Raw genomic sequence first — 26,090 nt, 5'->3', positions numbered from 1 at the left:
GTGGTTCACCCCAGGGCTGTGGGCGACGTGGAATCCCAGGCCCAGGCGCCGTCGCGCCCGGCGTGCAGCAGCTCGGTGCCCATGGCGTCGCGCAGGCGCAGGCGGATGTCGCGCGGCCCCTGGTCCCAGATACAGCCAAGATCCGGCTCGTACGGCAAGGCGCGCACCTGCACCTCGCCAGCGATGGCCTCGAGCATAATCTGCGCCGCACCGACACGGTCGTAGCGCTGCGCCTCCAGGCGGCCCAGTACCTCCATCCCCGACTGCCGTTCGGCGTCGAGCTTGTTCGCTTCGTCCGACAGGCGGCCGAGCTCCTTGAGCGCCGGCCCCGCGGTATCGGTCATGCGCTGGAACTGGGGCACCTGCTCGGGTTTGAGTACCAGATCGCCGCTGCGGATGCGCGGCGCGATCTTCAGGTACTTGCTCAGGTGCGGCTGCGCCGCGAGCGTGTCGATCGACGCACGGTGACGCGCCGCGAGCTGGCCAAACTGCCCGATCCGCTCGCGCACCTGGGCCATTGCATCGTCGATGCGCGCACAATCGGGCCGCAGCAGGTACACCAGCATCTCGCCCTGCTTCCAGGGCGCGGCGCTGCCGATCTTCACGCGCCGGCCCGCGATGGCGCTGCCTTCCGCGTGCGCGACCTCGACATCGTCGCCCATGATCTCGCAGTTGATCGCCGTTTCGACCCGGATGCGCGCACCGGAAATCACGCAGTTCTCGGCCCGCCCCAGGATCACGTCACCTCTGGCGGCCTGGATCGTGGCACTGGAGGCCACGCCCAGCACGCGCACGCCGCCGTTCAGGTTGCGCGCGCTGCCGCCGACCAGGTTGCACTCCAGCCGGACCGCCCCGCCGCGCGAGAGTACGTGGCCATACACGTCCGCGTGCACGGTGATGCTGTCGCCTTCGATGATGCGCTGCTCCTGCACCTCGCCGAACTCTTCGTAGTCGCCGCTCAGGTGCAGGTTGCCCGTGGTCCGGGCGCTGACGCCGTCGTGGCTGACGATCTTGTCGGAGATGGCGATCCGGCTGCTCTTGGGGTCGACATTCAGGAACCCGTCGCGGCGCGCGATCAGGAACTCGCCGGCAGGCACCACATCGATGCCGGTGCCTTCGGCGGCATACACGGCCAGATCGAGGTCCTTGCCGATCTCGGCCAGGATCGGGATGCCGGTCAGCTCGAAGCCCGGACTGCCTGCCGTACGCGGCACCTTGCGCAACAGGCGCGTGCCGATCTGCACCTGCGGGAAACGGTTCTGGAAGCTCATGAGGTCGAGCTTGCCATTGGCCAGCTGGAGCGGTGCATCGCTGCGGTGCAGTTCGTTCGCGACTTCCTCGACGCGCGCGGCGTCGCCATCGACCGGTGCCAGCCGGCGCGCGACAACGCAGCGCCCCGTCGCCCCCTTGACGATGGCGTCGCGGATGGCGTCGACATCGGCGCCGAAGCGGATCCCCTTGATCCACATGTCGGCGACGAATTCGTCGGCATTGAGCGTGGTAGGCCGCTCACCACCCTCGGGGTCGGGCTCGAACACCGGCTCGAAATAGTATTCGGCCTGGCCGTCCGTGATCTTTACCGAGCGGTACAGCGCCTGCCGCTCAGGGGTGAACGGCATGATGTCATCGGCGATGCGCACCTGCACTTGACCGGCCGCGTCGCGCGGCAGCGCAGGGCCATGGCCGTACAGCGCCTTGACCAGAACGGCGTAATCGAGCCCTGCCAGGTAATGCCCCGAGCGCAGGGTGCTGTCGAGCGCCGCCACCAGTGTCGTGCCGAGCAACGCGGGATCGGCATACACGCCGTCAGCGCGCCGGGCGATGCAGTGTTCCGGGCCGTCAGAGACAAAACGCGCTGCAGAAGGGATGGCGGGGTCGGGCACGTTCACGCTCCATGTTGCTGATATTGTCGGCACAAACCTTACCAACAGTAAGGCGTGCGAGAACATAGCATGTTGCGCAGATTAAATAAACATATAGCAATGAGATTTGCAAAAAAGAAAATTTACAGTGCCTGACCATGGTGTCCTGGTATCGCCCGCGACTGGCCAGCGCGCGCACGTCCAGACGTGACAACGGCGCCATCGGCGCCGTTGTTGACTGCAGCAGCCGCCTGTCAGCGGCGGCGCGAATTGGGATACAGATCCGCACCTTCCTTGATCTGGCGGCGCAGGTCGCGCCGCTCGTCCGGCGACAGACGCCCGCGCGGGCGGTCTTCACGCGCCGCATCCTGCTGGACGTCGGCATTGCGACGGGTCTGCTCACGTATTTCGAATGCTCTCGCGTCGCGCTGCGCCTGCATCTCGTAGCGCTCGCGCGCCTGAATGTCGTCACTGCGACGGTTGCGGTCCTGGTCCTGGGCCAAGGCACCTGCACCGGTTGCGGCCAGGGCGCAGGCGAGAACACCGAGGCGCACAAGCCGGGCGAACCGGCCGCGAGCGGTGCCGGGTGCTGCTGGATTGTCGTTGAGCGCGTGGTTCATGGTGTTCCTCTTCCGTGATGCCTGATAAACGGATAAGCTGTGCTGATCACTTGACGCCAGTGTAGGTTGATACCGGATACGGGGTAAGAGTAATTGGGTAAAGTTTGTAACACATTGTAATGGCTGAGCTGAGTCGTACCTGCGGCATCACCATAAGAAGTTACCATAGCGACATTCATCTGACAATTCTGGACAGTTCCATGACTTCAACGACTCCGAACATTAACGTGGGTACCGGCACGCAGGGCGGCCACTCCGCCAAGATCATGGTCGTGGACGACGACGTGCGCCTGCGCGACCTGCTGCGCCGTTATCTGACCGAACAGGGTTTCCAGGTCGTGACCGCCGAAAGCGCGCCGGCCATGAACAAGCTGTGGCTGCGCGAGCGCTACGACCTGCTCGTGCTTGACCTGATGCTGCCCGGCGAAGACGGCCTGTCGATCTGCCGCCGCCTGCGCGGCGCCGGTGACCAGACCCCCATCATCATGCTGACCGCCAAAGGCGAGGACGTCGACCGCATCGTCGGCCTCGAGATGGGCGCCGACGACTACCTGCCCAAGCCGTTCAACCCGCGTGAGCTGGTGGCGCGCATTGGCGCCGTGCTGCGCCGCAAAGGCCCGGACGAGATCCCGGGTGCACCATCGGAAACCCCGCAAACCTTCGAGTTCGGCGATTTCATCCTCGATCTGGGCACGCGCACGCTGAAGAAGAACGGCGACACGGTGCCACTGACCACCGGCGAATTCTCGGTGCTCAAGGTGTTTGCGCGCCACGCACGCCAGCCGCTGTCGCGCGAAAAGCTGATGGAACTTGCCCGTGGCCGCGAATACGAAGTGTTCGACCGCTCGCTCGACGTCCAGATCTCGCGCCTGCGCAAGCTGATCGAACCTGATCCATCGAGCCCGCTGTACATCCAGACCGTCTGGGGCCTGGGCTATGTGTTCATCCCTGAGGGTCAGCCACGCTAGTGAAGCCACCTGCATTCACGTCGCTCGCGGCGGCGCATCGCGCCGTGCGCTTTGCCTGGTTCAAGAGCGGCCTGTTCTGGCGCACGTTCTTCCTGATGTCGGTGCTTACCGCGGTCTCGATGGGCGCCTGGATCGGCATGATCAACGTCTACCAGCGCGGCCCGCAAGTGCAGCAGACGGCCGAAACGGTCGTGTCGGTGGTGACCATCACCAAGGCCGCGCTGACGCACTCGGCGCCCGACCTGCGACTCGAACTGCTGCTCGAACTGGCCTCGAACGAAGGCATCCGCATCTTCACGCTCGAAGACACGGACGTCATCGATCCGCCACCGCACAATCCCCTGATGCCCGAAATCGCCGCCATCGTGCGCGAGCGCCTTGGCGCCGACACGCGCTTTTCCAGCGGCGTGAACGGCGTGCCCGGTTTTTACATCAGCTTCAATATTGAGGACGACAAGTACTGGCTGATGCTCGAGCGCGAGCGCCTGGCGGGTCTCACGCGCGTGCAGTGGCTGGGCTGGGCAGTGGTCGTTGGCCTGCTGTCAGTGCTGGGCGCAGCGCTGATCTCGAGCCTCGTCAACCGCCCGCTGGCGCGGCTGACGTCCGCCGCGCGCGCCATCGCCAAGGGCGAACGCCCGGCGCCGCTGCCCGAAAAAGGCTCGCAGGAGATCATCGAAGCCAACCGCAGCTTCAACCAGATGGTCGAAGACCTGGCCCAGGTCGAGAAGGACCGCGCCGTGATCCTGGCTGGCATCTCGCACGATCTGCGCACGCCGCTGGCGCGCATGGGCCTCGAAGTGGAAATGGCCAACCTGTCACAGGAAGCGCGCGACGGCATGCAGTCGGACATCGCGCAGATGGACGCCATCATCGGCCAGTTCCTCGACTACGCGAAACCAACCGAGGCCGCCACGTTCGTGCCGGTGAATCTGTCCGAACTGCTGGCGGACATCGGCCGCGACGCGGGCCGCATCCCGAGCCTGCGCATCCGGACCGACCTGATGCCGGACGTGCACGTACAGGGCAACGCGACCGACCTGCGGCGCGTGATCAACAACATCATCGAGAATGCACGCCGCTACGGCGTCACGCCGGGGCAGGACTACACCGAGATCGACATCGTGCTGCGCGTGAAAGCGACGGGCCACGGCCGGCGCGCCGTGATCGAGATCGGCGACCATGGTGTGGGCGTACCGCCGGACCAGATCGCACAGCTGATGAAACCCTTCACGCGGCTGGACAGCGCGCGCGGCCAGGCAAATGGCGCCGGGCTGGGCCTGGCCATCGTCGAGCGGGTGCTCACGCGTCACAACGCAGGGCTGGAGGTCAGCAACCGCGACGGTGGTGGGTTCCTGCTGCAGGTGGCACTGCCGCTGGCGGGCTGACAGGTCGCGCAAGCGCGGCTTGACGCCCTGTCGATCGCCATCCCCCGTCGTTCCCGCGCAGGCGGGAACCCAAGTTCTGCCTCATGCGCCACCGTTACGTGCTTGGGTTCCAGCCTGCGCTGGAACGACGTGTCAACGGATCACGCACCGATCAGGCTCGCGAACCGGGCCAGATCGATATTCCCGCCGCTGACCAGCACCCCGATCCGCTTGCCGCGCAGGCTGTCCTTCATCTTGCGCGCCGCGGCAAAGCCCAAACAGCCTGTCGGCTCCACCACGATCTTCATGCGCTCGGCAAAGAACCGCATGCAGGCCACCAGTTCGTCGTCGCTGACGGTCAGGATATCGTCGACATCGCGCTGGATGATCGGGAACGTCAGCTGCCCCAGGTGCTGCGTCTGCGCGCCGTCGGCGATCGTGCGCGGCGTGTCGATGTGCACGATCTGCCCGGTGCGGAACGACTGCTGGCCATCGTTGCCGGCTTCCGGTTCGACACCGTACAGCAGGCATCCCGGCGACAGCGCGCGCGTGGCCAGCGCCGAGCCCGACAGCAGACCGCCGCCGCCCAGGCAGACGAAGAACGCGTCGAGCGGGCCGACCTCGTCGAACAGTTCCTTGGCCGCCGTGCCCTGCCCCGCAATCACGTCGGCGTGGTCGTATGGCGGGATCAAGGTCAGGCCATCGCGCTCGGCCAGCGCGCGGCCGATCTGCTCGCGGTCTTCGGTATAGCGGTCGTAGGTGACGACAGTGGCGCCATAGCCGCGCGTAGCGGCAACCTTCGCGGCCGGCGCATCCTCCGGCATGATGATCGTGGCGGGAATGTCCAGCAGCCGCGCCGACAGCGCGATCGCCTGCGCGTGGTTCCCCGACGAGAAGGCCACGACACCGGCGCGCCGCTGTTCCGGGCTGAACCTGGCCAGCGCGTTGTAACCACCACGGAACTTGAAGGCGCCCATCCGCTGCATGTTTTCGCACTTGAAGAAGACCTCGGCGCCGAACTCCTCGTTGACGGTACGCGAGGTCAGCACCGGCGTGCGGTGCGCGGCGCCGGCAATGCGTTCGGCGGCCTGGACGACGTCGTCATACGTGGGAAGCTGGAGCATGGTCATGCGGGTAGTCCTTTCAGGAGCAACGGGTAAGGGAGACGTTGGCGCAGTCTATCGGCCACCCGGAGGATCGTCAAACCCGACAGGACCGTTGCTGTGAATAGCGCGCTTCGTGCTCGATCCGCCGCTTGGCGCGCCGAAGGGCGCGCTGCTCAATGTGCAGGCGCCGTGGGATCGGCGCGCCGCGCCAGCATGTCAGGCCCTGTGACTGCGCGGGGCGGCGGTGGGCGAACGGCGAGCAGCGCCCGCTCAATCTGGCGGTTGTGCCTGGCCGTGCCCACGACCATGGCGCAGGCGCCCAGCACCATCAGACCGAACGCCGCCAGGCCGGCCCACGGGCCGCCCAGCACCAGTGCCAACACGGGGATCGGGATAAGGACGAAATAAAAATCGAACAGCAGCCCGATTGCAACGTCCCATGCGCTGCGCTTGAGCCCCACGGTAACCGTCGACAAATCGCGCCAGCCGGCCACCGTCTGCCAGTTGCCAGGTTCGTCCAGGGCAACGGCAAAGGTCGCCCCCATATCGGGCACGATCTTGTGATCGAAGACGACGCCAAACTGGCGTTTGCCGTCCGCTTCAAAGCTGAACGTCCCGGACTGGACGTCGAATACCCGCTCGAAGCGGACCGTCTCGATGTGCATGTGCTCTCCCCAGTGGCTGGCGTGCTCCCTGCACCGTAGCGCAGGCCGGTCGACCTGTCCAGCAGACGGGGCGATTCATGCACCCTGCATCAGCCAGGAATGCGGTTGACGAGCGGTTCGCCGCGTTCGAATGCACTGATGCTGTCGATGGTCGTGCGCATGATCTGGCCGATCGCTTCAACCGTGAAGAAGGCCTGGTGGCCCGTGACGATCACGTTCGGGAACGATACCAGGCGCTGGATCACGTCGTCCAGGATGATGGTCGATGACAGGTCCTGGAAGAACAGGCTGGCTTCCTGTTCGTAGACGTCGATGGCCAGGCCGCCCAGCTGGCCCGTCTTTAGCGCCTGGACCACCGCGTCGGTATCGACCAGCCCACCCCGGCTGGTGTTGATCAGCACACAGCCGCGCTTGACGCGCGCGAGGGCGGCCGCATCGACGATGTGGTGCGTCGTATCGAGCAGCGGGCAATGCAGCGAGACGACGTCGCTGCAGGCCAGCAGCTCGTTCACGCTGGCGTAGCGGCCGCCGAGTGCTTCGAATGCCGGCGTCGGATACAGGTCATGGCCCACGAGCGTGCAGCCGAAACCGGCCATGATGCGGGCAAAGATCAGCCCGATCTTGCCAGTACCGATCACGCCGACGGTCTTGCCGTGCAGGTCAAAGCCCATCAGGCCATCGAGATCGAAATTGCCTTCACGCGTGCGCACGCTGGCGCGCGCAATCTTGCGGTTCACGGCCAGCAGCAGGCCCACCGCGAATTCGGCGACCGAGTTCGGCGAATAGTCGGTGACGCGCACCACCTCGATACCAAGCCGGCGTGCGGCCGCGGCATCGATATGGTTGTAGCCGGTCGAGCGCGTGGCCACCAGGCGCGTGCCCTGCCGCGCAAGGATGTCCAGTACGGCAGCATCGACCGTGTCGTTGACGAACACGCACACGGCGACACAGCCTGCCGCATGGCTCGCCGTCTGGACACTGAGTCGCTCTTCGATGAACAACAACGCATGGCCGACACCATCATTGGCCTGCGCCAGCATGGTCTTGTCATAACGGCGTGCACTGAATACGGCTGTTTTCAAGCGGTTCTCCTGCTGGTTCATGGTCCAGCCGTTATACGCCCTTGCCCGCGATATGCACAGTCTAACCGTCGCACGCTGGCAAATCGACGGCGCGCAGGCCTACAAGCGAATGTGAACTGGCGCACAGAAGCCAAATGATGCAAATAAGACAATAAAATTGTTGAATTTGAAACCGAACCGAGGAGTCGATCATGAAGCGTCACATCTGCCAACTGCTGCTGCTTGCCACCACGACGATGGCAGCGCCAGTCGCATTTTCCGAGACCAGCATCGTCAAGTGTGTCGACGACGCCGGCCGCGTGACCCTGACCGATCGTCCTTGCGAAGCCGGCGTGACGACCGTGCGCATGGCCAGTGAACCCGCCAACGATGGCGTGACGCGTGTCCATGCCCATCCATTGGCTGCCGATGCAAGCGTCCTGCCACCACCCCGCGCTTTTCAACGCATCCATGTCCCCGTTACGCGTGTGGCCTCTAAGCCATTGGCCAGTGACATCGCAACGCTGAAGGCAGCGCGCGCCCAGTTCGTGCTGAGCGACGTACGTTCAACGCCTGCATTGGCCAACCTCGACTGATCTACGCGCCCTGCGATCCGGATCAAAAACTGTCGATACAATTTACACTGATTAATCCACTGTCTTGAGCAACATCAAAATAGGTAGTCAAATCAAGAACCTATTAGGAATCGCAAGCGTGGCATGTTTATTGCATAACTGACAAGCAGATACTTAATGGAGGCTATCTTGTCAGTGCGCTCATTCAAACAATTACTGGTCGGTGTGTCGCTGCTTGCCTGCACTTCTGCGTTCGCCACGCCATTCACCTTTGACATCGCGGGCGCCCGAGGTGTCGGTGAGTTCGGCAACGCGGGTAACGACGTCTATGAAATCAATGTCGGCGCCAATGCGACCATCACCAGCGTCAGCTATAACGTCAACCTGACCGCGTTCCCACCCAGCTTCCTGTCTGAGATGTTTCTGGCGTTCACCAATTCCAGCGCATCGATCGGGGTGGACCTTCAGCCAGGCATTGGCGTTAACGAGGCAGGCACACAGACATTCACGGGCATGGAGGATCTGCTTGCCGACGGCATCAGCTTCAGCGTGGATGCCGACGGCATCCTGCGCCTGGAGTTTTATGAAAGCTTCGATGATGAATCGGTGTCGCCTGACGGCATCTGGAATTTCGGCACCATCACGTTCAATACCGATGCCACCGAAGTCCCTGAGCCGGCAACTGGCGTGCTGATCGGTGCTGGCCTGGCACTGATGGCCTGCACGACCCGCCGCCGTCGCACTGCCGTCAAGATTGCCGCCTGAGCGGCCCTGCATCAACACAACCATGTTGTTTGGGTAAGCGGTCAGCGAACTGCCCGGTGCCTGGCCACAGCAGGCGCTACCGGCTAGTGCAGCCGCGTCACGCTGGCCAGATGCGACGTCGGGGGCTTGTCCCACTCGCCCAGCAGCGCCAGCAAGGCGGCATCCTGGATGAAGCTGGCGCTCGAGCGCCCTTCCAGCAGGCGTTCGGGCGGCATCGAGCGCGCCACGACAAAGCCTTGGACGTAATCGACGCCGATTTCCTGCAAGGTCTGGACCGTCGCCGCATCCTCGGCCCATTCCGCGATCGTCTTCATGCCCAGGTTGACCGCCAGGCTGACAATGGCCTCGACGATCGCCACGTTGGCCGGATGCGCATTGATATTGACGATGAAGTTGCCATCGATCTTGAGCACGTCTGCCGGCAATTCTTTCAGGTACGAGAACGATGTGTAGCCGGCACCGAAGTCGTCCAGTGCCACCTTCACGCCAAAGCCGCGCACCTGGTCGATGAAGCGGCGCGTGTTGTCCAGGTCGTGCAGGGCCACGCTCTCGGTGATTTCCAGGCACAGGCGGCTGGCCACGTGCACGTAGCGGCCCAGGATCTCGAACGTGTCCTGCACGAAGCGCTCGTCGTTGAGCGATGCTCCGGACAGGTTCATGCAGACGAAGCGGGTATTGACCAGCGCATCGTTGTGCTCGGCGATCCAGGCCAGCGTACTGGTGAGCACCCAGCGGTCGATCACGCTCGCGCGCCCGCTTTTTTCAGCCGCGGCAATCACGGCGCCGGCCGGCACGACGCGGCCATCGGGCTCGCGCATGCGCAGCAGCACTTCGAAGTTGAGCGACTCGAACGGCGTGCGCAGCGACATGATCGGCTGCATTTCCAGCAGCAGCCCGTCGGTGGCGCACGGGCCAGACAGGCGCTCGACCAGATCGAGTTCGGCAGCGCGCTGGCGGAATGCATCGGCGCCGCGCTCGTATACGACCAGGCCATCACCCATGCCAGTCTTGGCTTCGCGGCAGGCGCGGTCGGCAGTGGAAACGGCATCTTTCATCGGCATGCCGGGCACCACCTCGATCAGGCCGACTGAGGCGCGCACGTGGAAGGCCTTGTCACCCACGCGGTACGGCGTGCTGCCCAGCCGGTCGACGATGCCGCGAATGATGATCGAGGCCAGCGGGATGGCAGTCTCGGGCATCACGATGACGAATTCGTCGCCGCCCACGCGGCCCAGTTGCTGGCCGCCGGCCAGCATCGCGCCCATCCGTTCACAGACCTGCTTGAGCACTTCGTCGCCGGCGGCATGCCCGAACAGATCGTTGATCAGCTTGAAGCGGTCGAGATCGACATAGGCCAGCGCCATCGGGCGACCGGCAGCCAGGCTTGCAATGGCATTGCTGAACTCGCGCTCGATGCCGCGCCGGTTGAAGACCTTGGTCAGTGGATCGTTGTTGGCCATGAAGCGCAGCTGCTCGGTGGCCTTGTGTTTTTCGGTGGTGTCCTGCAGCACGCCCTCGATGCGGGACCTGGCCAGCGTGGCGCTGACCTGGAAGCGCTGCGTGCCGTCGCGGCTCGTGAGTTCCATCTCGGCTTCGACTTTCGCATGGACCTGCTCGTGCAAGGCGGCCCAGCTCGCTTCGGTGAAGAACTGGCGCCATGCCGTACGGCCTGCCGTGAAATCGGTGATGCCCAGCATTTTTTGCAGCGCCGGGTTCACGCTCAGGAAGTGGCCATAGATATCGAGCGTGAACAGGCCGACAGGCATGGCCTTGTACGCATGCTCGAGTTCTTCCTGGGCTTCCTGGCGCTTCTCGGTTTCCATGCGCATCTGTTCGGCCACGGCCAGCGCCGCCAGCAGGCTTGACGCCAGCGCGGCGGTAACGCTGTTGATCACGCCCAGCAGCTCGCGCATGCCGAACGCGGCGGACGCCACTTCGGCTAGCGAGGCCATGAAGGTGACCGCGAACGATGCCGCGAACCAGCCCGCGACACGGGTGCGCGATTCGACGATGATCTTGAACAGCCCAATGGTCATCAGCGAGAAGCAGCACGCCAGGATGCCCCACATCAGCGGCAGGTACATCCCGTACGGGACCAGGATGGCGGCAGCCAGCATCGGCATGCACAGCCACTGCATGACGCGCATCGGCACCACGTAGCGCATCTCGGCCAGGTGGTCCTTGAGCAGCGCCTGGTACAGCGTCAGCGTGGCGATGCCGTACATCGTGAACGTGACGGCGCGGCTGCGCAGCAGCCAGTCGGACGGCACCGCCTGGCCGAGCCACTGGATGTCCCAGCCGGCCGACAGCGCGCCCACGCGCAGGTTCAGGATCAGCCAGCCGGCGAACATCACGTACACCGGCTCGCGGTTGATCAGCGCCGTGATCAGGATGAACAGCGCCAGCACGATCATGCCGCCGTCGAGCAGGCCCGACTTGCGGTGGTACTGCTTGACCGACAGCGCATACTGCTCGAGCGGCCATTGCACGACCGTCAGGCGCGCCGGGCCCGCGAACGTGCCGCGGCACAGCAGCTGGCGCGGCAACGGCGTGACGTTCAGTGCGAAGCCTGCCTTGTCGGCGCGCATCGCGCCGCCGCTGTCGCTGCGGCTGGCGCTGCCCATGGGCGCCAGCGAAGCCGCGTTCCAGCAGGCGATATCGAGCGCATGACGCGACGGGAATTCGAGGACCTGTTCGCCAGGGCGCGGCATCGGCTCGACAACGAACCAGACCGGCGCTTCGGACAGATGGGTGTCATGAGTGTTGGTGAGTGGCCGCTCGCGCGTCGGCCCGAGTGCGCTGGCCGGATCGAGCGTGCCGGCCGCATCGGCCATGACATGCATCGTGAGTGGCACGTCGCCGCTCGTGCGGTATTCGTCGTGCCAGAAAACGAGCGCAATGAGTGAGACCACCGCGATCCCGATCGGGATGAGGTAATAAGAAAACGTCTTCAGAACCAGTTCGACAGCCGCTTGCAACGCGGCTGGTAACGACGCACGGAACTGATGAGAAAGCTTGGGCATGAGCGGCCTTGGTAATGCGCGTGACCACCGTGCGGACAACGACGGCTCCTAAAGCGCAAGGATACAGCTTTAGCGTAGCGCCGTCATGCCCTTAGTAGTTGAACAAACGTCGATCCCGCGCCGTGAAATCGGTCTCAGGCGACGGCCAGTTCTTCCCGCGCAGACCAGTCCGGTACGGCCGGGCGCACGACCGGGCCGATGTCGATGTCCGGGTGCACCGTGTTGAAGAAGAAGTCGAGCATCGGATGACGCGCTTCGGTCCAGCGCTGCTGGAAGGTCGCGATCTCGAACGCCATCACGCGGTGCGGGATGTTCCCGACATGCCGCAGCGGCACCAGGCCGTCTTCCGGGAACACATCGACGAACAGCATCTGCTCGTACTGGCGGTCGACCGGCGGGCGGCCTGTCGCCACCGAGTAGTCGATGGCGTTGTCCTGGCAATACATGAAACAGGCCTTGACCAGTGCAATTTTTACCATGCGCCCCGTGCGCCCTTCATCGACCGCCAGCCGGGTCGCCTCGACCAGCCGCTTTCCCTGCAACCAGTCGGGCAGCACCACCGATTCTTCGACGCCCAGCGGCCGGTGCAGGTTGGTGCGGATACGCGTACTGCCGATCGCCGTGCCATCGAGTTTGGACTCGGCCAGCAGCACGATGGTGTCGGCGTCGTAGTCAGCCGCTTCCGGCTGGGACAGGGTCCGTGCGAAATCGGGCACGTGGCGCGCATAGGCGGCGTGACGGATCCGCACGGCCTTGAGCAGGTCGGCCTGGGTCTCGACCCGGCGAATCGTGAACGGCAATCGTTCAGTCACGCTGCCGGCGACCGGGGGACGCACGGAACGTGGTCGCGACAGCGTGGCTGGGTTGATGACGGCGGCGGTGAACTGCTCCATGGCGGCACTCCTTAGTTGATTGATTGAAACAGAAATTTACTGGATTCAATTATCAATGGCTGTATGCACAATCTAATTGCTGAGCAGACCTACTTTTCACCTTCAGTTTCAATGAGCGGACAACCGCGTCGATTGGCGATGATGTTGCCCCCATGTGCCGGCATCATCGCCGTGACGGTCAGAGCATCCGCGCGCTGCCAGAGACCCGGACCGGGCCGCCTGTGTCAGGCCCGAATTCGGCAGCAATCAGCGAGCGCATGCCCATGTCTTCACCCTGCACGACGGCGATCCGGCCACCGTGCGGCCAGCGGATATCGCGCAGGTAGCCCGCCAGTGCGGCCGTGGCAGCGCCGGTGGCGGGATCTTCCAGCACGCCGCCCGACGCAAAAGCGTTGCGTGTATGAAACAGCTGATCGTGTTCGGCCCAGGCCAGCACGATCGTCACGAGGCCGTGCGCCTGCATCAGTGCCCTGCCCGCGTCGAGCGCGTAATCCATCCGACCCAACGCGGCGCGGCTGGCCAGCGCCAGCAGGAGATGGTCGGCGCCGGCGTGGATGCATGCAGGCGGCATGCGCGGATCGAGATCGGCGCGCCCGTAGCCGAACAGCGCGAGGGCTGCATCGACCAGCGCGTCCGGCGCGGGGCTGCTGCGGGTGGGTGGAGACTGCAGCGCTGCCTGCATGCGCGCGCCATCATGCCGGCCCTCGACAGAGATCGCGGCGGCGTTGAGGGTCAGCGCAAAGCGGCCGTCGCCCTGCCGGCGCGCCAGCGCGGCGCCGAGGGCGATCGTCGCATGACCGCAGAACGGCACTTCCGAGGCAGGGGAAAAATACCGTACGCGCCAGCCCTCGCCTTCGGGCGCGGCAAACACGGTTTCGGAAAAACCGACGTCGCGCGCGATGGCGGCCATCTCGGTCACCGGCGGCAAGGCCGCGCCGATCCAGACCCCGGCCGGATTGCCGCCCTCGCCGTGGTCGTCGAAGGCGGCGAGACGTTCAATGTCCTGGCGCATGAATGCTTCCTCAGTCGTTGGAAACATCCATCATAGCGCCCGGCCGCTAGCGCCGTGTGTCGATGCGCGGCAGCAGCACGGCCAGGATGCCCAGCAGTGGCAGGAACGAGGCGATCTGGTACACCTGCGCGATGCCATGCACGTCGGCGATGCTGCCCATCGCGGCCGCGCCCACGCCGCTGATGCCGAACATCAGGCCGAAGAAGATGCCCGAGATCAGGCCGACCTTGCCGGGCACCAGCTCCTGCGCGAACACGACGATGGCCGAGAACGCCGACGACATCACCAGCCCGATGATCACCGACAGCACGCCCGTCCAGAACAGGTCGGCGTACGGCAGCGCGATCGTGAATGGCGCCGCGCCCAGGATCGAAAACCAGATCACGCGCTTGCGCCCGATCCTGTCGCCGATCGGTCCGCCCGCGAACGTGCCCAGCGCCACCGATGCCAGGAACAGGAACAGGTACATCTGCGCGGTGCCGACCGGCAGCTTGAATTTTTCGATCAGGAAGAAGGTGTAGTAGGTTTGCAGGCTCGCCATGTAGATGTACTTGGAGAACACCAGCAGCGCCAGCACGGCCAGCGCCTGGATCACCTTCTTGCGCGGCAGCGCCGGCCCGGCATGCAGCGCGGCCTTCTTGACCATGTTCATCAGGTGATGGCTGTACCAGCGGCTCACGCCCACCAGCACCGCCACCGCAACGAGCACCAGCAGCATGAACCAGGCAATCTCGGCCTGCCCGCGCCCGACGACGATCGCCGCCGCCAGCAACGGCCCCAGGGCCGAACCGGCATTGCCGCCGACCTGGAACACCGACTGCGCAAAGCCGAAGCGCCCGCCCGACGCCAGGCGCGCGACACGCGAGGCTTCCGGGTGGAAGGTGGACGAGCCCACGCCGATCATGCCGGCAGCAACCAGCAGCATCGGATAGCTGTTGGCCCACGCGAGCAGGCCCACCCCGAACAGCGTCACGCACATCCCGGCCGGCAGCAGGAACGGGATCGGCCGCTTGTCGGTGTACAGGCCGATCCACGGCTGCAGCAGCGACGCGGTGCACTGGAACGTCAGCGTGATCAGGCCGACCTGGGTGAAGGTCAGGTTGAATTCGTGCTTGAGGAGCGGATAGATCGACGGCAGCACCGCCTGCACGCAATCATTGAGCAGGTGGACAAAGGCAACCGAGAGAAGGATTTGCATGACCGCGCCAGGAACGGCCGGGGTGACTGCGGAGGTGGTGCTGGACGGCGAAGAAGATGTGGACATGGACGACGCTGGTGGACAGAACAGTCCGACAGGATATGCGAAAAATCCTGACAACGTGTGACACATTGGCATACACCACTGCCATATCCACGTCGTTCCCGCGCAGGCGGGAACCCAAGTTTTACACGAACAGCCACCAACTTGGGTGCTGGTGGCCAGGCAAACGACTTGGGTTCCCGCCTCCGCGGGAACGACGGGACGGGGCTTGCCGCGACTGGCGCGGTGCTATCCCGCCGGCACCAGCCGGATCGCCTGCCCGCCGCCCGGCGCCAGCACCATCCTGATGGTGTCAGTGCTCTTCACGGTGCGCTTCTCGATCACCAGGTCGAAGCGGCGCTCGCTGCGGTAGTCGGCCTTGTCGCCATCACGGTAGATTTCTGCCACATACGATTTGCCCGCATCGAGGAACGACAATGGCAGATCCAGCGTTCGCGCATTGCCATCGGTGACCGAGCCGACGTACCAGGCGCTCGAGCTGCGATCCTTGCGCGCGATGGTCGCGTATTCACCCACGGCGCCATGCAGCACGCGCGTATCGTCCCAGTCGGTCGGCACGTCGCGGATGAACTTGAACGCGCCCGGATAGCGATCGTAATGCTCGATCAGGTCGGCCGCCATCACCACCGGCGAATAGATCACCACGAAGTTGGCCAGCTGCTTGGCCTGGGTCGAGTTGAACGGCTTCTTGTCCTTGCCCTCCAGGCTCAGGATGCCCGGCGTGTAATCGAGCGGGCCGCTGAGCATGCGGGTGAACACCAGGTTCGCCTCGTGCTCGACGCTGTTGACCGGATTGCCCCAGGCGTTGTACTCCACGCCGCGCGCACCTTCACGCGAGATCCAGTTCGGATACGTGCGGCGCAGGCCCGTGTCCTTGACCGGCTCGTGCGTGTTGATCGCGATCTTGTAGCGCGCCGCATCCTCGACCACCTTCTGGTAATGGCGCACGCCCTCTTGCGAATCCGTATAGCCGAAATGGACCTTGCCGTTCTTGCCCATGAACTGGGCGGCGCCGCCATCGGTCACGTAGCCGGTCTTGATGCTGTCCACGCCGTTCTTTGCATACAGGCGCAGCGCCGCATCCAGCTGCTTCTCGTAGTGCGCGATATTGCCGCCGGTCTCGTGGTGACCGATCAGGTGCACTCCCTTCTGCTTGCCATACGCTGCCAGTGCCGGCAGGTCGAAGCGCGGAGTGGAACGGGTGAAGTCCATGTCCGCACCGTTGCCGGCCCAGTCGCTGTCCCAACCCGGATTCCAGCCTTCGACCAGCACGCCCCGGAAGCCGTTCTTTGCCGCGAAATCGATGTAGCGCTTCGTGTACTCGGTCGTGGCACCGAGCCGGTCGCCTGCGGCCCAGGTTTTGGTCTCCAGGTGCATGTCCCACCAGACGCCGACATACTTCGATGGCTTGACCCACGAGACGTCGCCCAGTTTGTTCGGCTCGTTCAGGTTCAGCACGAGGTCCGACATGTACAGGCCCGCAGCGTCGCCCGCGATCTGCATCGTGCGCCACGGCGTCGTGAAACTCCCGGTACGCACGACCGGCGCGCCATTGGCGGACGGGGTCAGGTGCGCGCGCAGGCGCTGGCCCTCGACCCGGCGCAGCCACATCGACGCGTAGTCGACCAGCGCTGCTTCGTGGAAGGCGATGTGCGTGCCGTTTTCCATCCTGACCGTCATTGGCGTATTGGCCATGCCCACTTCGCGCAGTGGCGTCTTCTGGATCGGGTATTCGAGTGCCCAGACTTCGCCGGCCTGCTGCCACCAGGCGGTGGCCGGCTGCGCGACCACGAACTCGGTCAGCTCGTCGGCGATGTGCACGGCGCGGTTATTCGCCTGCTTCGGGAATTCGTAGCGGAAGCCCACGCCATCGTCGAACACGCGAAACACGATCGCAAGGCGCCGGCCATCCTTCTTCTGGTGCACGTCCACGCGCAGCTGGCTGTAATGATTGCGCACCGTGCGGCGCTCGCCCCATGGCTGCTCCCAGGTGCTGTCATGCGCGGTGACGAGATGGCGCTCCATTGCAAAGCCGGCATCGAGCGGCTTGTCGCTGGCCAGCACGAACCCCAGGCGCGACGGCGCGATGACCGGCTGGCCATTGCGCTCGACCTGGTACGACAGGCGCCCGTCCGGGGCCACCTGCAGCGACACCTTGAGCACCTTGCCGGGCGACTCGACGCTGGCCATCAGGTCTTCAGCGGCGAACGCGCCGGTGCTGATCACCATGCCCAGCGCCACGAGGCTCATCTTCAATAAACTGGTATGCATCCTTCGTCTCCTGTCTCGTCTTGTTTTCTGTTGCATTTTCAACCTGAAAGCGGTCGCCCCGGATAGTCCGGCATCGGGGATGCGCGGTCAACGCCCGGCTGAAGCGAATCTGAAGATTCGCTGCAGCGCCCGAAGCGCGGCGCACTGATACACTCGCGGCATGAAAATTCTGATGATCGAAGACGACCTGGCGATCGGCCAGGCCCTGTTGTCGGTGTTCCAGGACGAAGGCCACACGGCAGTCTGGCTGCGCCTGGCCCAGGGCGCGGCCGCGCGCATGCGCACCGAATCGTTCGACGCGGTGGTGCTCGACCTGGGGCTGCCCGATGGCGACGGTACCGACGTGCTGCGCGCGCTGCGCGACGAAGGCGTGCGCTTGCCGGTCTTGATCATCAGCGCTCGCGACAGCCTGCAGGACCGCCTGAAGGGATTCGACCTGGGCGCCGACGATTACCTGATCAAGCCCTTCGAGATTCCCGAACTGCTGGTGCGCCTGCGCGCGATCGTGCGCCGCAGCCACGGCGCGCTCGAAGAAAACCTGTGGGTGGCGGGCGACATCGAACTGGACGAAAACCGCATGCTGGTCACGCGCGCCGGCCAGAGCGTCACGCTGTCAAAAACCGAATTTGCGCTGCTGCTCACCTTGATGAAGCAGGCCAACCGCGTGCTCACGCGCGTTGAACTCGAACGGCGCGCCCTGCCCTCCGGCGAAGGCCAGAGCCAGACGCTCGACGTCCACATCTTCAACCTGCGCAAGAAAGTGGGCGAAGGCGTGATCCGCACCGTGCGCGGCGTCGGCTACATGGTGCAGCGTGACGTTTAGACAGTCCTCGCTGTTCCGGCGCCTGATGTTCAGCTTTGCCGGCGTGATCGTCAGCGTCGCGATCATCGGCGTGCTATGGATGTTCTACGAAGCCAAGGTCACGCAGCGCACGCGCACCTTCAGTGAAAACAAGGCGCACACGCTCAACATCCTGTCGCACCTGGTGGACAACGGCGCCCGGCCGGAGCGCATGCTGCCGGCCCTCGCCGCGGTCGAGGTGAACCGCGAGCGCATGTTCAAGGAGCTCGATTACCACTCGCGCGTGCGCGTGCGGGTCTGGCTCGATGGCCGCCTGCTCTACAACTCGATGCCGGCGCTGCCGGACGTGCTGCCCGAAAAGGCCACGCGCGGCGCCTACGGGTGGGTACGCTGGACGGCGCACGACGCGGACAACCGCATCGTCGTCGAGCGCCGCCACGAAGTCGACGACGAATGGATGCTGACCATCTGGGGCGTGAGCTTCCTGCTGTCGTCGACCTTCTTCAGCCTGCCGCTGTTGCTGATCCCGGCGTGGCTGATTGTCGGCATCGGCCTGCGGCCACTGCGCTCGATCGCGTCGAGCATCGCCCAGCGCACGGATGCCGACCTGACGCCGCTGCCCGACTCCAAGTACAAGGAGCTCTCGCCGCTGGTGGTGGCGATCAACGGCCTGATGCATCGCCTCTCTCAGCGCATCGAACACGAACACGAGTTCCTCACCGACGCCGCGCACGAACTCAAGACGCCGCTGGCCGCCATCCAGATCAACGCCCACGTCTTGATGAGCCGCGCTGGCGCCGAGATGGCCGAGCGCTGCGCCGAACCGGCGGCCGGTCTGCGCAGCGGCGTCGCACGCGCCACGCACACGGTGCACCAGTTGCTGGCGCTCGAACGCGCACGGGCCGAACCGCAGGTGGCGCAGGCTTGTCCGCTGACGAACGTGGCCGATTTCGTTCGTGAGCGCGTGGCAACGGCAGCGCACCTGGCGGTGCAACGCAATATCGAGATCGAATTCGACGCTGCCCCGGACGCCGGCGGCGTGCTGCCGCTGCATCTGGAAAGCATGGCGTCGGCGGTCGATAACCTGATCAGCAATGCGATCAAGTATTCACCGCGGGATGGCCGCATCATGGTGCGCCTGACCCGCGCCGCGCAGGGCTACCGGCTGGCGATCTGCGACGGGGGCCCGGGCATTGCGCCCGACCTGCGCGACAAGGTGTTCGAGCGGTTCTACCGGGTGCCGGGGCAGGAGCAGCTGGGTTCCGGCCTGGGGCTGGCGATTGCTGAACGGGGTGCGGCGAGAAATGGCGGCACGATTTCGCTGGAGGCTGGCGAGCATGGGCGCGGCGTGTGCGCGACCATCACGTTTACTGGCGCGGTGGGCTAGCTTTCCGGGCGGTGCCTACAACCAGCCGATGCGCTTCAGGCGCCGGTGCAGCAGCGCGCAACCGGCGACGATCCCGAATAGTACTGCCGGATAACTCCAGCGCCAGGCCAGCTCCGGCATGTGCTGGAAGTTCATGCCGTACAGGCTGAACACCATCGTCGGCACCGCCAGGATCGCGCCCCACCCGGCAAGGCGCTTGACGACGTCATTCTGGCGAATCGTCACCTGCGCCAGCGACACCTGCATGGCGGCATTGATCATCTCGCCGATCCGGTCTGCCGTCTGCGTCACGCGCGCGACATGGTCGAGAATATCCCGGTAATAGATGCGGTTTTCTGCCGGAATGATGTCGCCGTGAAAACGCAGCAACTCGTTGCAGATGTCGATCAACGGCGCAGCCGCCGCATGCACCGACAGCAACTCGTTTTTCAGGTTGTAGAACTCTTCCAGGTTGTCCGACGAGGGATTCGGCAGAAACAACGCCTTTTCCACCTGGCGGAACCGGTCCTGCAGCATGTCCATGCATGGCTGGTAATGGTCGACGATAAAATCGATGATCGTGTAGAGCACGTACCCGGGGCCGGTCGCGAGTTTGGCGGGCACGCTCTCGGCGCGTTCGCGGACCGCGCGATACCCGTTCGACTTGCCATGCCGGATCGTCATCACGAAGCGCGGCCCGACAAACACGTGCGTCTCGCCAAAGTGGATTGTCTGCTCGACGAGCGACACCGTATGCAGCACGACGAACAGGTTCTCGCCATACTCTTCGATCTTGGGCCGCTGGTGCGCCTTGCGCGCGTCTTCCACCGCCAGGTCGTGCAGGTCGAATTCGTCCTGCACCATGTCCATCAATTCCTTGTCCGGCTCGAACAAGCCAAGCCAGACGAAGGTGTCCTCGTCTTCCAGCGCGACGCTGATGTCCTCGATCCGGATCTCTTCCAGCTTTACGCCCTTCCGATACACGGTGCAGTTGATGCGCGCCGCCACTTCATTCACGGATCGGCTCCTTCAATGCGCGCTGGCCAGGATTGCTGCTCCTGGCGATGTCTCGGCGGATAGTCATGCGGTCTCGTCGTGCAAAATTGATCGTGGTCGCGATTCTACGTAGCGCCGCGTAAAAATTTTGTCAAAAATGCGGCGAAACTGTCAGCACGGCTCTGGCGGTGCCGGACGGTGCAGGACCTTCAAGCGTCGCATCTCGGCGGACTGGAGTCCGAGCAACAACGCGGACTAGCTTGTGGCACGCCAAATTGCGCTGCAAGGGAAGAGTTCAAAATTGGCTACCTCCCCATTTCTTGAAAGCTCAACATGGCGATTGACGTCTATTTGCATATCGAGGGGACCGAGGGGATGCTTCTGATTGACCACGTCTCCCTGCAGTTTAGCAAAGTGAAATGGAAAAACTCGCAGCAGAGAATCGACGGCGGCGAAGTTGGCCAAACTGCTGATGGATGGGATCTGTCCTGCAACAAATCGTGCGCTTAGCCGGAGTGATCATGACTGACCCGAAACCTGATCCGCTGCGGCCCACCCAAGATTCGCGCGGGTTCTTCATGCTGCCGCGAGCGGCTCGTGATGTTGGTTATTACACCTACGGCACGATGGATAAAAGACCTGATCGTGGCGGGTACCAATACGCCCACCCAATCATGATGACCGCCATCCTGCGTGTAGCGCACGAATGGCAGAAGATAGATCCGCGCCGCGTTGGTGTTGGCAATATCAGCCGAGCCGACATGCGCGACGATGGCGAGCATGCTACTCATCTGGATGGGCTACAAGTTGACTTACGGCCTATTCGCAAAGACGGCGTCGAATGTCCGGTAAGCTGCTTCTCTCCAGAGTATGACCGAGCAGCAACCACCAAAATTATCGAGTTGTTTCGCGCGTTCACACCAGTCCAAGTGGTCTGGTTCAACGACATGTCGATACCGTTCGTTCGCCCTATGCGGGGCCATCACGACCACTTTCATGTCGGACTAAGGGGATGATATGCGACGCGCTATCTCAGCAATCGCCGTGTGCGGATTGGCCACGCTGTCTGCGCTGGCGTCCGATACGCCAGGCGGGTGGACTCCGATACCCGGGGCAAATTATCGAATATTTTCTGGTGAAACTGTCGCGTACAGTGAGGCCCCTACAGCTAAAGATCGCAAATTGAGCATCCTGATCAGGGGGCAGGCAGCCAAGGAAATTTTTGACTCGCTTGGTACCGACGCACGCGCGCAAGATATGTGCAGCACATCGAACGGCGACCGTGAGCGGGCGAAAGGGGCAGTTCAGTGTACCTTCACAGCGCTCAAGGCTTCTGAGACGGGCATGGGTTATCGGTGCTGGGTCGGTGTTGATCTAATCAGTGGAAAGGGTATTCCCAGCGTGCCCTGTTAGCAAAACGCCGACATAGTCAAAGTTATCTCTCACCTAACCCTGACCCGGACTATGCGGTCTCAGGAGAACAAGTAGGTGCACTTTAGCAGGCCTCTATGTCGTCAGCGCTACCGTCATCGTTGGCGATGAGCTGAGCCACGTCGACCCGGTGCGCGCGGAGCAAGGGGTCGACGGCGGCCTGGCCGGTCAGGTTTCCGCCGACGGATCTACTGGCCAACAAGGCGCTCGCACAGAATCGCATGATAGCTGTGGTTTTTTATTCAAGCAGACACCAAGCGTGTTTTCGCGAATACCATTCGGGATCGCGAAATGCCAGGGCAATCACGCAAGTTTTTCGTGCTCGCCGACAAGCCACTCCGCCTCGCATTCGGGGAGGGTCACTACTGCGCAGATATCGACTGCCTATCTCGATGCTGTCTACCCTCCGGTTCAGCGTTGCGCGAAGAACGGCAGCACGCGTTCAAGCAGCATATCCGGCGCTTCCTCAGCAATGTAATGCCCGCACGGCAGCGCCCCGCCCTGCACATTAGCGGCCACCCGCTGCCACTCCGCGAGCGGATCAAAACAGCGCCCCACCACACCCTGCTCACCCCACAACACCATCAGCGGCAACGCCAGACGGTTCCCGCCATCGCGGTCGACCCGATCGTGCTCCAGGTCGATCGTCGCAGCAGCGCGATAGTCTTCGCAGATGCCGTGTGCGGCGCCTGGCAACGCCAGGCAGCGCTGGTACTCGGCCAGCGCGCGCGGATCGAACGGCGCCAGGCCCGCGCTGCGCTTGCCCATCACATCGCGCACGTAGGCGGCGGGGTCGGCCTCGATCAGCCGCTCGGGCAGCGGCGCCGGCTGGATCAGGAAGAACCAGTGCCAGTAGGCGCGCGCAAACGTGTCCGACGTCTGCTCGTACATCGCCAGCGTGGGCGCGATGTCCAGCAGCGCCATCCGCTCGACGGCCTGCGGATGGTCCAGCGCCAGCCGGTGCGCAACGCGCGCGCCGCGGTCGTGGGCCAGCACGCGGAACGTGGCAAATCCCAGTGACTGCATGACCGCCACCATGTCGGCCGCCATCGCGCGCTTGCTGTAGTTGGCGTGGTCCGGCGCGCCCTGCGGCTTGGACGATTCGCCATAACCACGCAGGTCGCAGGCCACGACCGTGAAGTGTTCGGCCAGGCGCGGTGCGACGCGGTGCCAGATGGCGTGCGTTTGCGGGTGCCCGTGCAGCAGCAGCAGCGGCGGGCCGGAACCACCGACGATGGCGTTGATGGTGATGGTGGGCTCGGTCTCGACCTGCAGGGCGCGAAAATGGGGGAATAGTGCTGTCATCGTCTCTCGTATCCGGTGAGCGGCGTGCTGCCGCAAGATCGACTATACACGGCCACCGTTTGAAAAAAAAAGACCGGTCCGCGCGTGCGCTTTTGTCCTTACACGAACCTGACATTCGGCAACTGTTGTAATTACGTCATTCGCGATTAGCACGAATTGACACCCCGGCGAGCGCTGTCCAGTATGGAATCGAGGTCCCGGCCTCGACCTTCCCAGTGGACTACCGTGTCAGAACAAAAAGGATTAGCACCATGCAGAGAGCAAAGACGGAAAAGACAGCAGTTGCCCTTGCCATTGCCGCGCTGTGCGCAGGCTTTGCCCACGCCCAGGAGGCGCCGCAAGCCGAGACCACCGCAACGTCCGCGACAGTCGTCGTGACCGGCACCCGCGTTGCCAACCGCACCGTGCTCGATACCAGCGCACCCGTCGACGTCATCTCGGCCGAGACCCTGAAGAACTCGGGCAGCACCGAAATGACGCAGGCGCTGTCGATGGCGCTGCCGTCGCTGAATTTCCCGCGCCCGGCGCTGACCGATGGCACCGACACCATTCGCCCTGCCACCCTGCGCGGCATGTCGCCCGACCAGACCCTGGTGCTGGTGAATTCCAAGCGCCGCCATGCGTCGTCGCTGGTGAACGTGAACGGCTCGATTGGCCGCGGTTCGGCGGCGGTCGACCTGAACACCATCCCGACCGCGATCGTCAAATCGGTCGAGGTGCTGCGTGACGGCGCTGCCGCCCAATACGGTTCGGACGCGATTTCCGGCGTCGTCAACATGCGCCTGCGCACCGACCGCACGGGCGGCGAAGCGACCGTCAACTACGGCGCCAACAAGACCGAATACGATCTGTACAACGCGGCGCCGCCGGCCGGCGGCACCTGGACTGCGCCGGCGTCGCGCAAGCGCACCGATGGCCAGACCGCCACGGTCAGCATCTGGAAAGGCCTGGCGCTGGGCGAGACCGGCTACCTGACGATCGCCGGTGAATTTCGCGACCAGAACCGCACCGAGCGTGCCGGCTACGACATGCGCCAGCAGTACGCACTGGTCAACGGCGCGTTCGATCCGCGCGAGAACACGATCAACCGTTTCAACGCGTGGACCGGTGAGCCCGACATGAAGCAGTCCACGCTGTTCGCCAACGCGGGCAACGACATGGGCGGCGGCGTCAAGGTGTATGGCTGGGCGAGCTACCAGGACCGCGATGCCACGTCGGCCGGCTATGCCCGGATCCCGCAGGACGCGCGCAACATCCAGTCGATCTACCCGGATGGCTTCCTGCCATTGATCTCGCCGACCGTGAAAGACTTTTCGGCCACCGGCGGCGTGACCTGGGTTGCCGGCGCGTGGGACATGGACGCCTCGCTCGGCTACGGCAAGAACAAGATGGAGTACACCATCGAGAACACGCTGAACCGCTCCCTTGGCCCGACCAGCAAGACGTCGTTCTATGCGGGCGGCTATTCGTACGACCAGGCGGTGCTGAACTTGACCGGCGTGCGCAGCGTCGAGATGGCGTCGTTCTCGTCGCCGCTGAACGTGGCCGTGGGTATCGAAGCGCGCCGCGAAGGTTATGAGCTGTTTGCCGGCGAAGAGCAGTCGTACAGCTTTGGCGGCGCGCTGCTGCCGAACGGTACGCCGACGGCGCCGGGCGCCCAGGTGTTCCCTGGCTTCCGCCCATCGAACGAAGTGGATGCGCACCGCAACGCCATCGGTGCCTTCATCGACCTCGAAGCGAATGTCACGCCCGAGCTGCTGGCATCGGTGGCCGTGCGCGGCGAGCGCTATTCGGACTTCGGCAACAGCCTGGCCGGCAAGCTCGCGCTGCGCTACGACTTCAACCCGAACTTCGCCGTGCGCGGCGCGATCCAGAACGGCTTCCGCGCACCGTCGCCGCAGCAGCAGAACTTCACCGCGACCTCGACCAACTTCATCAACGGCGTGCCGTTCGAGATCACGACCTTCCGCCCGGACGATCCGGTCGCCGTCGCGCTGGGCGCCAAGCCGCTCGACGCCGAGAAATCGATCAACGCGTCACTGGGCGCCGTGATGCGCCTGGGCGCCGTCAGCCTGACGGTCGACGCCTACCGCATTGACATCGACGACCGCATCATCCTGTCCGAGAACCTGACGCAGACGAACGTGCGCAACTACATCGCCAGCCAGGGCTTCATCGGCGTGGGCGGCGGGCGCTTCTTCATCAATGGCGTGGACACCACCACCAAGGGCGTCGACATCGTGCTGAGCATGCCGTACAACGCGGGCGACGCGGGCAAGCTGGACTTCACGCTGGCAGCCAACTTCACCGATACCGAAGTGACCAAGACGCCGACCACGGCGCAGCTCTCCGGCCTGAATCCGGCGCCGGTGCTGTTCGATCGCCTGAACGTGCTGTCGCTTGAAAAAGGCCAGCCGAAGAACAAGATCAGCGCCAACGTGAACTGGAAGCTGGGCCAGTGGGGTGCGACGCTGCGCGCCACGCGTTACGGCGAAGTGCTCTCGCCGGGCACCACGGCGGCGTTCGATTTCGAGATGGGCGCCAGGACCACGGTCGACCTGGAAGGCCGCCTGGCGGTCACGCCGAAGCTGACCCTGGCACTGGGCGCGGACAACGTCTTCGACCAGTATCCGGAAACCCTGCCGCCGTCGCTCAACACCACCGGCAACACGCCGTTCTCGACGTACGCGCCGTTCGGTCGTTCGGGTCGCTATATCTACGGCCGCGCCACCTACGCGTTCTGA

Annotated in this window: 21 protein-coding genes; 9 read left to right on the top strand and 12 right to left on the bottom strand. The window is 64.2% G+C overall.

Annotated elements, in window-relative coordinates; all coding sequences use genetic code 11:
• Positions 1-5 precede the first annotated feature (5 nt).
• Both AC56LN_RS06175 and AC56LN_RS06170 read right to left on the bottom strand, forming a co-directional pair.
• Positions 6-1,883 (bottom strand): flagellar assembly protein A, encoded by a 1,878-nt coding sequence (locus AC56LN_RS06175; RefSeq protein WP_499570451.1) that lies wholly within the window; start codon positions 1,881-1,883, stop codon positions 6-8.
• A gap of 233 nt (positions 1,884-2,116) precedes the next feature.
• On the bottom strand, positions 2,117-2,482 hold the full coding sequence (locus AC56LN_RS06170) for a hypothetical protein (protein ID WP_499570450.1): 366 nt from the start codon (positions 2,480-2,482) through the stop codon (positions 2,117-2,119).
• 200 nt (positions 2,483-2,682) lie between these two features.
• Between AC56LN_RS06170 and ompR the strand changes: the two genes are divergently transcribed.
• Together ompR and AC56LN_RS06160 are read left to right on the top strand one after the other, a co-directional pair.
• The gene (gene ompR, locus AC56LN_RS06165) at positions 2,683-3,450 is read left to right on the top strand and encodes an osmolarity response regulator transcription factor OmpR (RefSeq protein ID WP_482899376.1); all 768 of its coding nucleotides are present in this window, start codon (positions 2,683-2,685) and stop codon (positions 3,448-3,450) included.
• Positions 3,450-4,835, top strand: coding sequence for a sensor histidine kinase family protein (locus AC56LN_RS06160; protein ID WP_499570449.1), 1,386 nt, complete (start codon positions 3,450-3,452; stop codon positions 4,833-4,835). The genes ompR and AC56LN_RS06160 overlap by 1 nt, the downstream gene beginning before the upstream one ends.
• Positions 4,836-4,975: 140 nt before the next feature.
• Here the strand turns inward: AC56LN_RS06160 and AC56LN_RS06155 are convergent, their stop codons facing one another.
• The 3 genes from AC56LN_RS06155 to AC56LN_RS06145 all read right to left on the bottom strand — a co-directional run bounded on the left by AC56LN_RS06155 (position 4,976) and on the right by AC56LN_RS06145 (position 7,667).
• The gene (locus tag AC56LN_RS06155) at positions 4,976-5,944 is read right to left on the bottom strand and encodes a threo-3-hydroxy-L-aspartate ammonia-lyase (RefSeq protein ID WP_499570448.1); all 969 of its coding nucleotides are present in this window, start codon (positions 5,942-5,944) and stop codon (positions 4,976-4,978) included.
• Between the two features lie 149 nt (positions 5,945-6,093).
• A complete protein-coding gene (locus AC56LN_RS06150) occupies positions 6,094-6,585 on the bottom strand; it encodes a hypothetical protein (RefSeq protein ID WP_499570447.1) in 492 nt (163 codons plus the stop codon).
• Between the two features lie 89 nt (positions 6,586-6,674).
• A complete protein-coding gene (locus AC56LN_RS06145) occupies positions 6,675-7,667 on the bottom strand; it encodes a 2-hydroxyacid dehydrogenase (protein ID WP_499570446.1) in 993 nt (330 codons plus the stop codon).
• 191 nt (positions 7,668-7,858) lie between these two features.
• On the opposite strand from AC56LN_RS06145, the gene AC56LN_RS06140 reads away from it, so the two are divergent.
• Together AC56LN_RS06140 and AC56LN_RS06135 are read left to right on the top strand one after the other, a co-directional pair.
• On the top strand, positions 7,859-8,242 hold the full coding sequence (locus AC56LN_RS06140) for a DUF4124 domain-containing protein (protein ID WP_499570445.1): 384 nt from the start codon (positions 7,859-7,861) through the stop codon (positions 8,240-8,242).
• Positions 8,243-8,398: 156 nt separating this feature from the next.
• On the top strand, positions 8,399-8,986 hold the full coding sequence (locus AC56LN_RS06135) for a PEP-CTERM sorting domain-containing protein (RefSeq protein ID WP_499570444.1): 588 nt from the start codon (positions 8,399-8,401) through the stop codon (positions 8,984-8,986).
• An 83-nt stretch (positions 8,987-9,069) separates the two neighbouring features.
• Here the strand turns inward: AC56LN_RS06135 and AC56LN_RS06130 are convergent, their stop codons facing one another.
• The 4 genes from AC56LN_RS06130 to AC56LN_RS06115 form a co-directional block, all read right to left on the bottom strand.
• The gene (locus tag AC56LN_RS06130; RefSeq protein WP_499570442.1) at positions 9,070-12,009 is read right to left on the bottom strand and encodes a putative bifunctional diguanylate cyclase/phosphodiesterase; all 2,940 of its coding nucleotides are present in this window, start codon (positions 12,007-12,009) and stop codon (positions 9,070-9,072) included.
• 134 nt (positions 12,010-12,143) lie between these two features.
• Positions 12,144-12,902: an N-acyl amino acid synthase FeeM domain-containing protein gene (locus tag AC56LN_RS06125; RefSeq protein ID WP_499570441.1), complete on the bottom strand. Its 759-nt coding sequence runs from the start codon at positions 12,900-12,902 to the stop codon at positions 12,144-12,146.
• Between the two features lie 178 nt (positions 12,903-13,080).
• Positions 13,081-13,914 (bottom strand): PhzF family phenazine biosynthesis protein, encoded by an 834-nt coding sequence (locus tag AC56LN_RS06120; protein ID WP_499570440.1) that lies wholly within the window; start codon positions 13,912-13,914, stop codon positions 13,081-13,083.
• Positions 13,915-13,960: 46 nt separating this feature from the next.
• Entirely contained in the window at positions 13,961-15,112 is a 1,152-nt protein-coding gene (locus AC56LN_RS06115) for an MFS transporter (protein ID WP_499570439.1), read from the bottom strand.
• On the opposite strand from AC56LN_RS06115, the gene AC56LN_RS06110 reads away from it, so the two are divergent.
• Positions 15,111-15,239, top strand: coding sequence for a hypothetical protein (locus AC56LN_RS06110; protein WP_499570438.1), 129 nt, complete (start codon positions 15,111-15,113; stop codon positions 15,237-15,239). The genes AC56LN_RS06115 and AC56LN_RS06110 overlap by 2 nt on opposite strands.
• Positions 15,240-15,403: 164 nt before the next feature.
• Here the strand turns inward: AC56LN_RS06110 and AC56LN_RS06105 are convergent, their stop codons facing one another.
• Positions 15,404-17,446 (bottom strand): glycoside hydrolase family 97 protein, encoded by a 2,043-nt coding sequence (locus AC56LN_RS06105; protein ID WP_499570437.1) that lies wholly within the window; start codon positions 17,444-17,446, stop codon positions 15,404-15,406.
• Between the two features lie 160 nt (positions 17,447-17,606).
• On the opposite strand from AC56LN_RS06105, the gene AC56LN_RS06100 reads away from it, so the two are divergent.
• Both AC56LN_RS06100 and AC56LN_RS06095 read left to right on the top strand, forming a co-directional pair.
• On the top strand, positions 17,607-18,269 hold the full coding sequence (locus AC56LN_RS06100) for a response regulator (RefSeq protein ID WP_499570436.1): 663 nt from the start codon (positions 17,607-17,609) through the stop codon (positions 18,267-18,269).
• On the top strand, positions 18,259-19,635 hold the full coding sequence (locus AC56LN_RS06095) for an ATP-binding protein (RefSeq protein ID WP_499570435.1): 1,377 nt from the start codon (positions 18,259-18,261) through the stop codon (positions 19,633-19,635). The genes AC56LN_RS06100 and AC56LN_RS06095 overlap by 11 nt, the downstream gene beginning before the upstream one ends.
• Positions 19,636-19,650: 15 nt before the next feature.
• On the opposite strand, the gene corA is transcribed toward AC56LN_RS06095, so the two are convergent.
• A complete protein-coding gene (gene corA, locus AC56LN_RS06090) occupies positions 19,651-20,631 on the bottom strand; it encodes a magnesium/cobalt transporter CorA (protein ID WP_499570434.1) in 981 nt (326 codons plus the stop codon).
• 500 nt (positions 20,632-21,131) lie between these two features.
• Here corA and AC56LN_RS06085 point away from each other — a divergent pair, with 500 nt between their 5' ends.
• On the top strand, positions 21,132-21,626 hold the full coding sequence (locus tag AC56LN_RS06085; RefSeq protein ID WP_343025425.1) for a hypothetical protein: 495 nt from the start codon (positions 21,132-21,134) through the stop codon (positions 21,624-21,626).
• Positions 21,627-22,452: 826 nt separating this feature from the next.
• On the opposite strand, the gene AC56LN_RS06080 is transcribed toward AC56LN_RS06085, so the two are convergent.
• Positions 22,453-23,346, bottom strand: a complete 894-nt coding sequence (locus AC56LN_RS06080; RefSeq protein WP_499570432.1) for an alpha/beta fold hydrolase — start codon at positions 23,344-23,346, stop codon at positions 22,453-22,455.
• Positions 23,347-23,597: 251 nt separating this feature from the next.
• Here AC56LN_RS06080 and AC56LN_RS06075 point away from each other — a divergent pair, with 251 nt between their 5' ends.
• A complete protein-coding gene (locus AC56LN_RS06075) occupies positions 23,598-26,090 on the top strand; it encodes a TonB-dependent receptor plug domain-containing protein (RefSeq protein ID WP_499570431.1) in 2,493 nt (830 codons plus the stop codon).

Source organism: Telluria sp. ZT3P26, from assembly GCF_059686035.1.
The sequence above is the reverse complement of the archived record's forward strand: the minus strand, read 5'-3'. Positions and strand labels throughout refer to the sequence as shown.